Origin of the sequence: Comamonas sp. UBA7528, from assembly GCF_002479375.1 — a bacterium.
Lineage (GTDB): Bacteria > Pseudomonadota > Gammaproteobacteria > Burkholderiales > Burkholderiaceae_C > Comamonas.
The window spans coordinates 40,865-55,320 of record NZ_DLMU01000017.1; the positions used below are offsets into that span (position 1 = coordinate 40,865).

The 14,456-nt window shown below is 57.9% G+C and carries 14 protein-coding genes; 1 reads left to right on the forward strand and 13 read right to left on the reverse strand.

Going from position 1 to position 14,456, the window contains the following annotated elements; genetic code table 11:
• Position 1 precedes the first annotated feature (1 nt).
• The 13 genes from B3349_RS20555 to B3349_RS20615 form a co-directional block, all read right to left on the reverse strand.
• The gene (locus B3349_RS20555; protein ID WP_291591583.1) at positions 2-2,986 is read right to left on the reverse strand and encodes a phage tail tape measure protein; all 2,985 of its coding nucleotides are present in this window, start codon (positions 2,984-2,986) and stop codon (positions 2-4) included.
• A gap of 18 nt (positions 2,987-3,004) precedes the next feature.
• Positions 3,005-3,466 carry a hypothetical protein gene (locus B3349_RS20560; RefSeq protein WP_291591585.1) on the reverse strand — a complete coding sequence of 154 codons (462 nt, stop codon included), beginning with the start codon at positions 3,464-3,466 and terminating at the stop codon, positions 3,005-3,007.
• A 17-nt stretch (positions 3,467-3,483) separates the two neighbouring features.
• Entirely contained in the window at positions 3,484-3,921 is a 438-nt protein-coding gene (locus tag B3349_RS20565; protein WP_291591586.1) for a hypothetical protein, read from the reverse strand.
• Positions 3,922-4,017: 96 nt separating this feature from the next.
• A complete protein-coding gene (locus tag B3349_RS20570) occupies positions 4,018-4,689 on the reverse strand; it encodes an InlB B-repeat-containing protein (RefSeq protein WP_291591587.1) in 672 nt (223 codons plus the stop codon).
• A 17-nt stretch (positions 4,690-4,706) separates the two neighbouring features.
• Complete coding sequence (locus B3349_RS20575; RefSeq protein WP_291591589.1) at positions 4,707-5,177, reverse strand: hypothetical protein; 471 nt, start codon at positions 5,175-5,177, stop codon at positions 4,707-4,709.
• Positions 5,170-5,529 (reverse strand): head-tail joining protein, encoded by a 360-nt coding sequence (locus B3349_RS20580; RefSeq protein ID WP_291591591.1) that lies wholly within the window; start codon positions 5,527-5,529, stop codon positions 5,170-5,172. The genes B3349_RS20575 and B3349_RS20580 overlap by 8 nt, the downstream gene beginning before the upstream one ends.
• 14 nt (positions 5,530-5,543) lie before the next feature.
• Positions 5,544-6,584 carry a major capsid protein gene (locus B3349_RS20585; RefSeq protein ID WP_291591592.1) on the reverse strand — a complete coding sequence of 347 codons (1,041 nt, stop codon included), beginning with the start codon at positions 6,582-6,584 and terminating at the stop codon, positions 5,544-5,546.
• Between the two features lie 28 nt (positions 6,585-6,612).
• Complete coding sequence (locus B3349_RS20590) at positions 6,613-6,972, reverse strand: head decoration protein (RefSeq protein WP_291591593.1); 360 nt, start codon at positions 6,970-6,972, stop codon at positions 6,613-6,615.
• Between the two features lie 29 nt (positions 6,973-7,001).
• Positions 7,002-8,414 carry a S49 family peptidase gene (locus B3349_RS20595; RefSeq protein WP_291591596.1) on the reverse strand — a complete coding sequence of 471 codons (1,413 nt, stop codon included), beginning with the start codon at positions 8,412-8,414 and terminating at the stop codon, positions 7,002-7,004.
• 8 nt (positions 8,415-8,422) lie between these two features.
• Positions 8,423-9,991 carry a phage portal protein gene (locus B3349_RS20600; RefSeq protein WP_291591598.1) on the reverse strand — a complete coding sequence of 523 codons (1,569 nt, stop codon included), beginning with the start codon at positions 9,989-9,991 and terminating at the stop codon, positions 8,423-8,425.
• Positions 9,992-10,062: 71 nt separating this feature from the next.
• On the reverse strand, positions 10,063-10,305 hold the full coding sequence (locus B3349_RS20605; protein ID WP_291591601.1) for a hypothetical protein: 243 nt from the start codon (positions 10,303-10,305) through the stop codon (positions 10,063-10,065).
• 197 nt (positions 10,306-10,502) lie between these two features.
• Positions 10,503-11,297 carry a Rha family transcriptional regulator gene (locus B3349_RS20610; RefSeq protein WP_291591603.1) on the reverse strand — a complete coding sequence of 265 codons (795 nt, stop codon included), beginning with the start codon at positions 11,295-11,297 and terminating at the stop codon, positions 10,503-10,505.
• A gap of 296 nt (positions 11,298-11,593) precedes the next feature.
• A complete protein-coding gene (locus B3349_RS20615) occupies positions 11,594-13,264 on the reverse strand; it encodes an AAA family ATPase (RefSeq protein ID WP_291591605.1) in 1,671 nt (556 codons plus the stop codon).
• A 231-nt stretch (positions 13,265-13,495) separates the two neighbouring features.
• Here B3349_RS20615 and B3349_RS20620 point away from each other — a divergent pair.
• A partial coding sequence (locus B3349_RS20620; RefSeq protein ID WP_291591607.1) for a ParB/RepB/Spo0J family partition protein occupies positions 13,496-14,456 on the forward strand: 961 nt, incomplete at its 3' end.

Consider the following 14,456-nt stretch of genomic DNA (forward strand, 5'->3'; position numbering starts at 1 on the left):
GTCAGGCCTCCTGCAGAGCAAAGCGCTGCTTGACAGCCCGCGCGGTAACACCACCAGCCGCCATATCGCCGGCCACCTCTTTCAGGATCACCTTCACCAAGGCACGCCCGTCAGGCTGGCGCTCCACGGTCGCCTGCGCCTGGGCCGGCTGGCCTTGGTTGATCACCTGCACATCGATCTGCATGGGTGCAGCAGCCTGGCTGACACCGGCATTTGCCACAGCGCCGCCGCTGTAGCCCGACAAGGGCACCACACTGCCCGACTGGTGGCCCATCATCAGGTACTGCCGCTGGCCGATATTCAGCAGCTCAGGGTCCCCGGCTTCGTTGACTTCGTACATAGTCCCGGCCGCCACGCTGCCGCCGCGCTCACGGCCACCGCCAAAGCTCAGGCTTGCACCTCCATCCATCCAGCCAGGCACATCCGCGGCGACGGCACTCGCAGGTGCGGATGCAGATGCGCCGCCCCCGAAGAACGAGGAAACGCCGCTCACCAGTGCGCCAAACAGACCACCGCCACCGCTTGCGCCGCCCAGCAACTGGACCATGCTGGCGCGGATCTGGATGCGGATCAGGTCAGCAATGATGGATTCGGCCAGGCTCTTGAAATCCATCTTCCCGGTCATGACAAAGCTCACCAGCGCATCCTCCATGCCACTGAATGCGCGCGAGAAAAGGCTTGCAGTCTGCTCCGCCACATTGGCAGCAGAAGCCGCATAGTCATCAAATGCACGCTGCGCGCCGTTGACCCAGTTAGCCTGCGCTTCGCCAATGGCTTGGAAAGTGCTCTCGTAGCTGGCTTTGGCCTTACGCTCAAATTCATCGATCAGCGCGAACTGCTGGCGGTAGTACTCCTCCAGCTCGGCCGACATAGAACCACCATTGCGCACACGCGCCTGCTGCTGGTCACGGCCCAGGTCATAGCGGCGCCCTGCGTATGCATCTTCAATCTGGTTCAGGCCAGCCACATACTCGCTGCGGCGCCCTCCCATGCCGACGGAAGCCACCTCACGGGCCTGGGCACGCTGCATCACGGCCAGATACTGCTCCGCCTCCGCCCTGGCCTGCACCAGCGCCGCGGCCTGCTGGGCAAAAGGCTGCTGGGCCAGCAGCACGGCCTGCGCCTTGATCAAGCGCTCCATGCTTGCCTCTGTCCCGTCGTAGGCCGCAGAAAGCAGCTTCCACTTTTCAGCGAAGTCGGTAGCCAGTGGCGCATTGGCAGACAGCAGCTCATCGGTGAGCTTGTTGCCCTTGCGGGCCTCCATGCGCCTCTCTTCGATAGCCAGCTGCTCAAGATCAGCACGCACAGCAGCCTGGCTGGTCGCAGACAGCTTGAGCTTGCCTTGCGCCAGATCCTGATCCAGCTTGATGCGTAGCTTCTGCGACTCGGTCAGCTTTTCATCGTCCTGCAGCTCTTGCCGCATCTGGTCACGCTTGGTGCGGATGGACGAAATCAGCGTGTCAAATGCCGACTTCTCAGCCTTCGCAGCAGAAGCCTTGGCCTTGGAAGAGTCATCCGCTTTGTAATTGGCTTTGGCAAGGTCGTTGACGATATCAACGTACTCTTTCTCGGACAGGCGCCCTTCACGGTAATGCTTGTTCAGCTTTTCCAGAGTGGGGAGATAGTCTTTGCTCACGCCGGAAAGGCCACGACGGATGTCCGCCAACTCATCTGCTGCTTCGGCCGCCTGCACCTCTTCCCGGGTCAGCTTTGCCATGCCATCGGTGGCCTTTGTCTCCACCCCCAGCTCCACATCACGCTGCGTTTTCAGCTCCGCAACGTAAGTCTTAAGGCCAGCGATGCGCGCTTCCAGCTTCGCAGTCATGCCGCCGTTGGGGCCACCAGCACGCTCCAGCAATGCCTCCGCATCCGCAAGCCGCTTCTCTTGCGCGGCTATCTCCTTACTGAGCATTTCGCCCTGTGGAGACATTGAATTCGAGGCAATCGCCAACCCCGTCGCAGCGCCAATGCCCAGCAGCACCAAGCCGACAGGATTCGCAGCCATAACAGCGGTCAGGGCAATGAATGCAGCACGCACCGCAGCAATCGCGGCAATCGGCCCGCCAGCTCCCATGATGGCGGATCCAACAGCCAGCGCGCCTGCCGCCACGCCCGCCCCAGTCAACGCCCCCAGGGTTGCCACGATGACACCCTTGTTCTCTGCCATCACCTGGCCAGATGCCTTGACTGCTGCACTGACAGAGTTGATCCCACCTGTCACCATGTCACTGGCACCGGTGACTTCGTTGAACTTGCCCGCCCAGCCCGTCAGCTCATTCCCAAGGCGCGTTCCCGCATCAGCCATGGTGGTTGGCATCTTGTCGGCCTCGGCGCCAAGCTTCTCCACCTCTTTGGAGATCAGCAGCAACTTGTCTGCCGTCATCTGGCCGCTGGCCACAAACTTCAGCAGCTCCCGCTCGCTCATCCCCATCGAATCGGCCATCGCCTTCAACAGCCGAGGCGCGCCGCTGATGACCGTCTGGAACTCACCCAAACCCATCTTTCCCTGCATGATCGATTTCGACCAGGCATCAATGACGGATTTCGTCTTTTCTCCATTGGCGGAAGAAACCACCAGGCCATAGCTCAGCGCTTCGACCATGGTCAAAGCCTCATCAGTGCTGAAACCAAGCTGCTCAAGGCTGTTGGAAGTGCGAATGAACAGCTCTGCCGTGTCAGCGATTGGCTTGTACACCCGCGAGCTCATGCCCATCAACCGCTCCAATGCGGCGGTACCGGCCTGGGTGCTGCCCGTGGCAATCACCACCCGGCTGCTGATCTGCCCCCAAGCATCTGCATATTCAAGGATCTGCTTGGTTGCCAGCAGCGCACCCACACCCGCCAGCACACCACGCAAGCCCCCCAGGCCGCTGGAGAAGCCATCCACAAAATCAGTGACGGTCTTGCGTGACTTCTCGACTTCCTCGCGCAACTGCTTCCCGTCAGCAGTCAGCAGAAACTTCAGGTAATTGACCGGCCCGCTCATGCCCTAGCCTCGCTGATATCAAGGCTTCCTTCCGGCTGCAAAGGCGCGCAGCTGCTCACCCAGGCCTTGGCTGACGCGTTGGCGGCGGTCCTGTTGCTGCTCCGGCGTTTCATCCACGCTGCCGGGTGCTGCAGCGCTCGGATCCTCTGCGCGGTGCTGCTCTCGGAAGTACTCACAGGAAAGCACCCGCAGCTGCTCTGACTCCCAGGATGAAAGCGGCATGCCGTGGCATTGCTGCCACGCTTGCAGCTGCACATAATCCAGCGGGACAGCCCCCATACCACCAGGCTGCAGCGGCCCCACATCGAAGAGCACGCGCAGCAAATACCCCGCAGGCCCTGGATCGGGCAGCGCATGCTCACGGCCTTCGGCCATGAGCTTTTCGCGGCGGGTTGGTGGTGCTGCATCATCTTTCTTGGAGCTCTTGTTACGGACGGTGTTATCGGGCTTGGCCTTTGGCGTAGCGTTCAGCCACGCCACAGTGCGCACGTAGAGAGTCAGCTCTGCAGCGCACTGGGAGAAAAATTTGCCCAGGCCGCGCAGAAAGAGTCGATCTGCTCGGTGATGTAGCCAACGCTCGGATCTGCGTACAGCGCCTGCAGCACTTCCGGCATCGGCCGCCCCTGCAGATCCAAGCCGTCAAAGCGCACAGTCAGGGTGACCAGCAACTTCGCGGCATCGGCCTTGAGCTCGTCCACCGTCCGATCCGCCAAAGACTTGCGCCCGCTCTTGGCAAGGTGCATCACGCGACGTTGGGCTGCGTGCTGTGCCTGGCGGTACTGGTCAGATCCGGGTCCATAAAGCTCCACAAGCACCGGCTTCTTGTCTTTCTCCGGATCGCCGCCAGCAGGCAGATAGAACATAGGCGCCCCTGCTGCATCCTTGAGATGCAATTCGGCGGTGTCCGAAACACGAAGGTCGTTGATAGTCAGCATGACAAATAGGTATGGATGAAGTAAGAGAAGGGCTTGGACAACGGCCCCGCCATTGCAGCTTCAGCGTGCAACAGCGGGGATATCGGTTCGCAGGCGTCAGGCCACCTTGAATTCAGCGGCAGCCGTAACGGCAGCCTGCACATTGGCGTCGGATCGGGGGTTTTCGGTCACGCCATCGCTCCACTGCACAAACTCAAACCCCGCCTCGGCCTGGGCAAACACCGGCTTGCCGGTACTGCCACGAAGCACGGTCTGCTGCGGCTGGCCCACGATGTCGCCCTCGGCAGCCGGTGCGGAATAGCTCAGCGCAAAGCTGGTAGCCGCAGCCTCCAGAATGGCGTTGTCCACTTCCAGCTGTGCCGTGCGGCCGGTGATGGAGTCCACTCCGCCCACATTGGTCTTGTAGGACATGCACTGGGCAGAGAAGTAAAAGCGGCTGTGGTCCTGCAGCTCAATGCAGAAGCTGTAGCTGTCATCGGTCAAACTGGCCGCCGTCATCAGCGCCTGGCCGTCATCCGTCGCATCGCGTGCCATGGGCACGGTCATGGACCCTTCGTTGAAGCTGCCCTTGCGCTTGACAACACGGCGGCTGGACAGCGGCGAATGCGTGACCTGGCTGTACTCGCGGCCAAACTCACCCAAGTCGGTGATTTCAGCCACCTCCACCCAGGCCAGCGCCTGGAAGGCGGCAATGGTGTAGTTGGCCGGCAAAGCAGCACACACCAGCAGCTTGCTGCCGGCAGAGGTGCGAACGTCAGAAGTGCTCATGGCAATATCCTCAAAAATCAAACACTTACCGGGCCGCGCGGGGCGCCTTCGGCGGTGAAGTAACGGAACATCCACATGCTGCGGATGGCATACACGGCCTGCGCCCCCTGCCCGTCAAGCTGCGGGCGCGTGCCCAGCAAGCGCGGGCGCCGGGCCAGCAAGCCGTCCAGCACGGTGGGCTGGCGGCTGCCCAGCGCCTCTTCCACCTGTGCCAACAGCTCCGCGGCGCGGGGCCGGTAGTCGCGGCTACCCGCCACCAGGCAAGCAACCTCAATCTGCAGCTCGCGCTGCTGGGTTGCGGCGCCGGCCTTGCCGTTGGTGATGGGCGCCACAGACTCATCGCCCACAGTCAGCTCCAGCGCGGGGCAGTCGCCCACGGGCAGCAGATCCAGGCCATCCACCCGCACGCGGTCCTGTGCTGCAGTGCCGGCCAGCTTCAGCGTGGTCTGCAGCGCCTGCACGATCTGCTGCTGCATGTGCTCAGCCATGGCTTGCCCCCACTTCCAGCTTGCGCAGCTGCAGGGCAACCCAGCCCGATGCGTCTGGCTGCACGGGTGCCGCTACCTCGTAGGGCACGCCGTCAATCACCAGCTCATCGCCCCGTGCAAGGCCTGGGGCGCACGCCAGGGGCAGGCTGCAGACAACTTCACCCACGGCCACCTCGCCAAACGAGTTGTGTTGCCCGCAGGCGAAGATCACTCCAAAGGGCTCCCCGCCCTGCCATGTAGCGACGGCGTTGGCCAGCACCGACTGCACGCCGATGTTGAGCAGCGCGTCCACCTGCGCAAAAGGCGCAAGCGCTGCATGTGCTGCATCGGCTGCGGATGGAATTGCCTGCATAAAGTGCCCCACCCTTACTTACGCTTGGCGCGCAGCAGCATGCCGGGACGGGTGCACATGAACAGCGGGTAGCTGTACACCTCGGGCCGCACCCAGGCCTGGCGCTGCAAATCGGGCACCACCATGGCGTACACCTCCTGGCCAGGGGTGTTCACAAAGGGCAGAAACTCCGCCGGCGAGAAGCCCGCGCGGAATGCATCAGGCGCCCCCACCGGGAAAAACTGGCACTCATCGGTCTTGATGGCCACGGTGCTCTTGTCGTCAGTGCCCCGGTAGTTGATGAACAGAATGTTCCCGTAGCGGAAGGTGCCAAAGGCCTGGCCCACGTCATTGCGCAAATCACTTGCTTCCTGCTGGTTCAGGTAGGTGCTGCGCGTTTCGGCATTGCCCGTCAGGTCATCAAAGAAGTCATCACCGCACAGGCCCACCGCATAGGTCTGCCCCGGCAGCCAGGCACCCGCGCTGGCGCGCATCATGGTGCGGATCACGTCATTGCACTTGGTGCGCACCTTGCCTTCTTCCGCCGTGGCGCTGGCAAAGTCGAAATTGATGGTGCTGGGACGGCTGATGTCAAACTCTTCAAACCAGTCGTAGATGGTCTTGCCGTCAGAATCCAGCACCTTGCCTTGCACAGCGCCCAGGCGCATGTTTTCGTGGGTCAACTCCACCGCAGCGCGCAAGCCCACGCGGCCGTCCATGATGGAAGCCACCTCGTTCTGCACGGCCTGCAGCTCGCTGGTGGTGCCAAAGGCGCGAATGTTCTGCACCTCGGCCGCATACAGCGTCTTGCCACGCGCAATGCGCGACGTGTTGAAGTGGCGCATACGGCGCTCTTCGCCCTTGGCCTCCTCCAGGGGCGCACCGCGCTCGCTGGTCTTGATCAGGGACAGCACGCCGCCCTTTTCTTCCACCGCCACAGTCGTCACACGCACGCGGTCCGGCGTAAAGATGCCCAGCTGACCCAGCAGCTGGGGCACATACGGCGCCTGCTGGATGGCAGCGCTCAGCGCCGTCATGTGGAAAGCGCCGTGGTTGAAGATATTCAGGTCTGCCATGTGGTTACCTCTGTTCTTTCCGCACGCCTTAGCGCGCAACGATTCCGCGGGCGGCCAGCTTGGCCAGGGCGGTGGATTTCTGGGGTTCGGTCATGCCTGCGGGCCAGCCCAAGGCGTGGGCAGCCACCTCTGCATCTCGCGCAGTCACCACGGCAGCGCGCTCGGCATCGGTGCTGTCCACCTCGGCAAACAGCACGGCAACCGCGGTTTCGCTGCCATCGGTGGCGGCAGGGTCCACCGGCACAAACTGACCAGTCGCCTCAACGGCGCCCAGCACCGCACCGGGCTGCAGTTGGTGGCCTTTGGCCACAGTGACCACTTCGCGCGAACGGGTGCCATTGGCCTCGCTGACCAAATAGCTGGCAGTGCCGGGAGCAAGTTGTTCCATGGGTACTCTCCTGATTGGGATGGGGTGAATCAGCGTTTGCCGTAGCCAAAGGCAAAGCCCCAGCCCGCTTCAGCCTGGGCAGTTGCCGCGGCCTCGCTGTCAGGTGCGGCGGCTTCCACACCAGAAACATTGGGGTTGCCCATGGCAGCCATGGCCTGCGCAAACTGGTTGGCAGGGGCCGCGGCCTGCACCTTGGCGGCAGCAGGTGCCACGTCCAGAAAGCCCTTGGCCTGCTCTGCACTCAGCCCGGTGCTGATGCATTGCTGGGTGATGGCCGGGTTGGCTGCCGCATTGGCGAGGCCCAGGATGGCGGCCACACGGGCACGCTCACCTGCGGCGCCATCTGCACGCGCCTGGTCAATGGCGGCTTGCGCGCCGGGGGCAGCGGGTATGGCGGCAGCAGTAGCGGCGGCCGCTGTATCTGCACCGGCACCAGCAGTGGCTGCCGCACCAGGTGCAACAGTATTGGCAGGCGCAGCCGGGGCTGCCGCCGTGGAATGGGTGGCTTGTGTCATAGAAGCTCCTGAAGATTGAAAAGACAGGCCCGGCCCTGCCGGGTAACTGCGGGCGCGACGGCTGGCCAGCTCAGCCACCACGGCATCGGCAGTGCCAATGCGATCAGCCAGGTGCGCAGCCACAGCGGCCCCGCCCCGGTACACGGCTGCACGCGTGTCGCGCACAGCCTGTTCGGCCATACCCCGGTGCTGGGCCACGGCAGAAACAAACATTTGGTACAGGCCTTCAATGTCGGCCTGCAGGTGGGCACGCACGGCATCAGGCAAAGGCTGGTAGGGGTTGCCGTCCACCTTGTGCTCACCGGCATAGATGTGGCTCACGCTGATACCCTCATTGGCCAGCGCACGGCTAAAGTCCACATGGCGCATCACCACGCCTATGGAACCCACATAGCTGGTGTTGGTCAGCACCACCTCATCAGCTGCACTGGCTGCCAGGTAGGCGGCGCTGGCGGCCATGCCGTCAGCGACGGCCACCATGGGCTTGGCACCACGCGCTGCAAAAATGCGCTCCGCCAGCTCAAACGCGCCAGACACCTCGCCCCCTGGGCTGTCCATCACCAGGGCAATGGCGTGCACATCGCTCTTGCCCAGCGCATCCTCCACATCAGCAGCCAGGTCGTTGTAGCCAATCAGCAGGCTGCTGTCGGCATCCAGGCGGGTGCGGTGCACCAGTCCGCCCATGGCACTGATCACGGCCACACCCTCGCTCACGCGGTAGCCGCGCTCTGTGCGCTCACCCTTTCGGGTGGTGAACATCTCAGCGGGTAGCGCCGCAGCAGGGCCAAGCGCAGCAGCCTCTATCTGCAGGCTATCGGCCCCCAGCAGGCGCTGGCCCAGGCCGGCAAGAATGGCATCCAGCTTCTGCGGGTGCACCAGCAGCGGCGTGTTGAACAGCCGGCCCGCCAGATGGGGATAGGGTTGCATCCACTGGCTCATTGCCCTGCCCCTTTGCGGTCGCGGTCGGCTCCAGCGCCGTCACCATTGCGGCGGTCTTCGGCACCGTCGCCATCAACGCCCTCACCATCCTGGTTCGCGGTGTTCACCATCCAGGTGGTAGCGCCGGGTTCAGGCAGGCCATGGTCACGGCGGCACTGGGCCTCCAGGCGCTGCTGGTGCATCACCTCTTCCCAGTCCAGGCCCTGCTCGGCACACTCTTGCTCCAGGGTGGATACACCAATCTCCAGCCGCAGCTTGGCGGCTGTGATTTCCTTGACCGGGTCCACCCAGCCTTTGCCGCCAAACACAAAGCGGCAGCGGGTGTAGGCGTAGCGGTTGGCGTAAAAGTCAGGCGCTTCAATCACGCCCGCGTTCACGGCCTCTTCCAGCCACAGCTCATAAATAGGCTTGAGCCATGTGGTGGTCAGCCACCGGCGGCGGCCATGAAAGTAGCGCCAGGCCTCCAGCAACGCAGCGCGGGCGCTGCTGTAGTTCACCCGGCTGAAATCCTTGGCAAACAGCTCATACGGCAGGTTCATGCCAGCGGCAATGCGCCGCTCCACCGCCAGCATGAAAGCCTCAAACGCCACATTGGGGCGACCAGGGGTAAAGCTGGTCATCTTGGCGCCCACAGGCAGCGGTATCACCGCAGCGCCCTGCAGCTTGCCAATGCTTTGCGCCTGTTTCACGGACTGAGCCCACTGCCCGCGCGGATCTTCCCCAAACAACGCACCCGCAGATTCCTGGTCCAGGTCGGATTCCAGAAACGCCGCCACCAGGGAATTGGCCAGGCTGGCCTGCAACTCGTTCTGCGCGTAGCGGCCAGCCATGTGGAATTCGCGCATCACCGCGCTCACAATGGGTTTGCCACGGCTTTGGCCCGTGCGCTCTTTGGCGTGCAGGTGCACCACACGGCGGCGGCCCCAGGGGGTAAAGGCAGGCACCCGCTCCCAGCGGTGCAGGTCTTGCGCTTCGTCACCCCTCAAGTGCAGCGCATCGCCAGGGTGCGCACCTCGAAAGTGGTAAGCCACCGGCGCGCCTTCGCGGTCAAACTCCACCCCATGGCGGATGCGGGCCGCGCCCATCATGTGGGGCGGCGTCTCCAGCCGGTCAGACTCAATCACGCTGATGCGCGTGCTCCACGGGCTATCCGGCCGGGGCAACCATTTGGGGATTGCCACTGCATCGCCGTTCACCATTTCCCCGCCCAGGGCCAGCACCGTAAGCCCCAACAAATCCAGCGTGCGTGCGGCATCACAGTCGGTGGTCTCCGCCCAGCTGCGGAAATGCGCCTCCACCTTGTTCCCCCACTCCCGGGCCTTCTCAGGCGCCCAACCCAGCAGGCGGTAATCCGGTATGGCAGACAAGCGCAGCACCGCGCCCACAATGTTGTCGCGGTGGGTCTGAATGCCGCCAGCCATCAACCCGTCATTGCGGGCCAGGTCGCGGCTGCGGCTGGTCAGGGTGGACAGTTCGGGAAGCAGATCCGCATCCGCGCTGCCAGCAAAGGGCTGCCAATCACGCAGCGCCAAATCGGTGTGCGATGCGCCCTGGTAGGCAGACATGGCTGCCCCGCTCTGCGCAACAGATGCACGAGCACGGCTTTGGCGGTGAAGATGCGTTTTGCGGCCCATGACTACACCAAGTAGATGGGTCGGCGCGGCTGCTGGCCTGTACGGCGCTGCAGCTCTGCATTGATCTCACCAATCTGGCGGCGCAGTTGCGTGGTGTCCGCATTGAACTGCACAGCGCGGCCCCCCACGCCGTCCGCACTGCTGCTGGCCTGCGTGGGGCCAGTAAGACGCGCATCCAGCGCAGCCATATAGCTGTCGCGCTTGGCAGTTAGCTGGTCGGTGGTGAGGTGGCTGTAGAAACCCATGCACCGATGGTCGGTGGGTAGCCAGGAACAATCCAGAGGAAGTACTTCTCTAAATTACTTCCGCCCTACTGCGAACTTCTTCAGCCATCACTGACAGATAGCAAGCCCGTCATCTATTCTCTCCACCAACGGCACACAGCGAGTTCTGCGCAGCACAGTGCTGACTACACAACTCGCTACCTCGCACTCACACATGCCTAACTGAGGGTCGCTTGCGCTGTATCTGGGGTACTGGTCGTTCCGGATGATTTGTCTTGGCGCCCTGGCAAAGTCATCTGCTTTTCACGGTGCTGGGCGTGTGCAGCAAGGCGCTGGGTGCAGGCGGATGCCAGGGTGGCAAGTTGGGCGTCGCTGCTCATGGATTCGCCACTGGCTATGTACTCGGACAGACTGGGCAGTGAAAACACCATCTGGTCGTGCGAAATGGCTTTGGCAACAGGCACGGTAGCCTGCCCTTCACGGTCGTAGCCCAGGCTCAGCAGATAGCGGCCATGCTGCCAGCCTGCGGCGTCCGCCGCCATCACGGCATCAAACACGGTCTGGGTCACCTGGGCTGCTGCCTGGGCGGCCAGGCGGTGGGCCAGTTGAATGCGCTGTGGGTCATGCGCGGGCTTTTGCAGCTCGGCCTCCATGCGGTTGAACGCAGCGATATAGGCCAGCTTCCACCGCAGTGCCTCTTTGCCGGTAAAGCCCATGGCCAGCAACATGAAGCCTTCGCGGGTCATGCGGAAGGCAGAGTCCTGTCGTGTTGCACCCTGCATGTTGGCAGCGCCTTCGATTCGGACATCAACACAGGTGTGCGCAAAATTGCGCGCATCTGATTCGGGCAATTCAGCGACCAAGTTTTTGATGGCGCGCATTACGTCACGATGGCGCTTGCCAAAGAACTGTGCAACTTGAAGGCTGGTGGTGGTGACAGCGCCGTCGTGAATCGAAAGCTCAGGGCGAGCAGAGACAGCGGATGCAGAAGAACCGAGAAAGATGTCAGCCATGGCGAGGCTCCTGTTGATGGACTTTGAGCCATCACCTCCCCTGCCAAGAGAAGGTGGTGGACCGTGCAGGGTTGGCAGACCGGCAACAGGCACCGGCACACCCTCGCGGGTGTCCCCACACGGCCCACCGTAAACGGTAACCATGTGCACGCAGACATGCTCTAGAAAGCAAAAAGCCGCAGACCATCTTGTATGGCGCGGCTGCTGCGCCTGTTGTTCAGGGCTGCCAAGCCCAGATCACGCTTACGGGCGTGATATAGCAATCATACAGCAAATACCCCATCCCACTCGCACTATCACTTGATAGCAACAACAGGCATCCCTAATCCTATATTTACAGAATTAATTCTCTTCAAGAATTCCGATCTAAACTCAGTTGCAGCTTCTTCAATATGAGAGACATAGTAGGTCACATATTTATTAAAATCACCTTTTTCTGAAGCTACCCAGTTTTTACATTTCGATATAGGTACTTTTTTCTCATTTTTCACATCTTCAATAGTCAATGGAATTTCATAATCTGCCATAGAGCTTAAGAAGATATCTCTCTCTCTATCAAATTTAACAAAAAAGTCATGCCCATTATTCAACCCAATAATGAAGCATATAATTCTTCTCTCTAGTGCCAAATTATCTTGATCGGGCAGCCGCATAAAAAAATCTTTATTTTTTATGTTTTCTGTAACTGTCTCAGCAACATCTGCATCAAAAATAACAATTGAACTTTCAAGCAATACAGGGAAACCGCATAAAGTTTTTAATGCGCTGTATGAAGTTCCCTTGTTATTTTTATCGTCCTTATTTACTGTAGAACTGAATTCAACTAGTTTAAGAATATCTCTGTTCTTAACAAGTCTTTTTGCAAAATTAATTGCAACTTCATCTTCGCAAAAAACTTTAATCTTTCTTTGCTCAGCTATTTGCTCGGGACTCTTAAAAGTTAGTTCCTTATAGGCTTTGTCATATGGAGGATTTTTTATTATAGGGTGATTTCCATCTGACGCTGTAGATTTACTAACAAAATTAATTACAACTCTGCTGGCATCTAAATTTGGCTGATGTTTAAGATAAATATGCTGCAGCAAGTGCAAAGAATGAGTAGAAATTACAATTTGTACTCTATATAATCTTGACCACTCATAAAGATAATCAAAAAGCTTAAGCTGAGCAACGGGATGCAAGCTGCTTTCAAATTCATCTATGCATAATATTCCATTACCTTCACTATTTCCTTTCACAAACGAACGCTGAAAACCCAATAATCTATTAAATATAGCTCCTAAATTATCTTCTCCAGATGAAATTGAACTCCAATCATATAGAGAATTCTCACCTTGCGGCCCAAAAGTTGTTTTTAGATTTTTTTGATGGACTGGTGAAAAGCTAGAATAAGTAGAGCTAGGAAAAATACGCTCGTAAAATTTTTTCAAATCTTCTGCTTCTTGTGCAGTCAATTTAAAGCTTAAATCCTCGCTGGCGTTTGTATCAACCAATGGATACAGACGCTTCATATTCAAAAATGAAGTATTGTATTGAAAATTCCCATCTCCCTTTTCACTACCAGAAAGAACGACACGATGTCGCTGCGTCTTACCCTCGGTGAAATATATTGAAACTGGTTCGCTTATTTTTTCATCTTTAGTCGTTTCAATCTCAATATCATAAATATATTTATCTTTATCAAATTTATCTGACAGCTTGAAAACTTCCTTCAATGAAGTTTTTAAATCTTTTCCAAAGGCATCTTTGGAGGAACTAGTGAAAACATGAGCAACTAACCCCATCAAGGATGTTTTCATGCTTCCATTTCTGCCGGAAAAAACAGTCACATGACTGCCCAGAGAAAGAGATTGATTATTAAATGTACGGAATTTTGATATATTCAATCCAATAACTTTTTTAATTGGAATGTCTTTATTCTCTACATAACCATAATCGCTTCTACGCTTCATAATTACTGCACTCACTTCGCCCTCGCATTGAGTTTTTAGAACTTACGAACTATAGTGTAACAAAGAGCAGCAAGCCAAGGCGTTCCATACCCAATCCGCTACAACATAAGAAGCGACCACACACAAGCTCGGCACAGAAGGCAAAAAAACAACAAACAGACTCGCAAGCGCCAACTTCTTTCATCAAATTATGAAGAAATCACCAATACAAAAAAACGTCATCAACTTCTTTAGAGGATTTATATTATGAGCAGAAATGATTTTCACGCAAAAATGGGAATCCCTATTGCGGACATATTATTAGATATTCGAAATCCGAGAATTCGAGATGGAAGCGATCAAGCGGACTGCATTGCACGAATTTTGCGCAAAGAAGAACAGCTAAAAGCTCTGATGAAAGATATTGCTGAAAATGGCCTAACTACTATGCCTATTTTAGTGAAACCCAATGGCGACAAATGGGTAGTAATGGATGGAAATCGGCGTATTACTTCTCTAAAACTACTAAACGATCCTAGTCTTTGTCCGATAGAAAGCTTAAAGCCTTTTATTGAATCTTTGAGAGAAAAGCACAAAGACAATATTGTGAAGACAATAGATGTCTTATATTCCACCAGTGATGATGCGATTGCACGCGAGGTTTTAGCACGACATTCTGGTGCACAGGGAGGTGTAGGCCAGCTCAACTGGAATGCCTACATGCGTACAGTCTTCCAAATGAACAATGGCCATCCGGTGGACTATAAACGTCCCGGTCAATATGCGCTATGGGCTGAAAAAAACGGAATTGTCGTCGATGAGGATTTCCCCATCACATCGCTTCAGCGATTTTTTACAACTGATAATTTAGAAAAACTGGGGTTTAATATTGACAGCGATAGTGACAATCTCACACTTGTCCTGCCTGAGCATTTAGTAAAAAGAATGGCTCAAATTGTGCTTAGCGATTTTAGTGGTGATATTAAAGTTGATGATGTGCGCACAACAGAAAAAGCCGGAGATTATATTAATTCTGTAAGAGCTCGGGTAGGCCTAAGCAATAACGCCGGTCAAGCAGAAGGAACAGACCCCGCAAACCCAATTCCTCCGGCATCTGACCCCTCCCGGCCTGGCTCTGGCTCTGGCTCTGGCTCTGGCTCTGGCTCTGGCTCTGGCTCTGGCTCTGGCTCTGGCTCTGGCTCTGGCTCTGGCTCTGGCTCTGGCTCTG

Excerpts from the sequence above, each read along its gene's own strand:
- B3349_RS20575 (WP_291591589.1), bottom strand. The coding sequence starts at position 5,177 with ATGGCTGAGCACATGCAGCAGCAGATCGTGCAGGCGCTGCAGACCACG.
- B3349_RS20595 (WP_291591596.1), bottom strand. The coding sequence starts at position 8,414 with ATGCAACCCTATCCCCATCTGGCGGGCCGGCTGTTCAACACGCCGCTG.
- B3349_RS20585 (WP_291591592.1), bottom strand. The coding sequence starts at position 6,584 with ATGGCAGACCTGAATATCTTCAACCACGGCGCTTTCCACATGACGGCG.
- B3349_RS20565 (WP_291591586.1), bottom strand. The coding sequence starts at position 3,921 with ATGCTGACTATCAACGACCTTCGTGTTTCGGACACCGCCGAATTGCAT.
- B3349_RS20610 (WP_291591603.1), bottom strand. The coding sequence starts at position 11,297 with ATGGCTGACATCTTTCTCGGTTCTTCTGCATCCGCTGTCTCTGCTCGC.
- B3349_RS20580 (WP_291591591.1), bottom strand. The coding sequence starts at position 5,529 with ATGCAGGCAATTCCATCCGCAGCCGATGCAGCACATGCAGCGCTTGCG.
- B3349_RS20605 (WP_291591601.1), bottom strand. The coding sequence starts at position 10,305 with ATGGGTTTCTACAGCCACCTCACCACCGACCAGCTAACTGCCAAGCGC.
- B3349_RS20590 (WP_291591593.1), bottom strand. The coding sequence starts at position 6,972 with ATGGAACAACTTGCTCCCGGCACTGCCAGCTATTTGGTCAGCGAGGCC.
- B3349_RS20570 (WP_291591587.1), bottom strand. The coding sequence starts at position 4,689 with ATGAGCACTTCTGACGTTCGCACCTCTGCCGGCAGCAAGCTGCTGGTG.
- B3349_RS20555 (WP_291591583.1), bottom strand. The coding sequence starts at position 2,986 with ATGAGCGGGCCGGTCAATTACCTGAAGTTTCTGCTGACTGCTGACGGG.
- B3349_RS20600 (WP_291591598.1), bottom strand. The coding sequence starts at position 9,991 with ATGTCTGCCTACCAGGGCGCATCGCACACCGATTTGGCGCTGCGTGAT.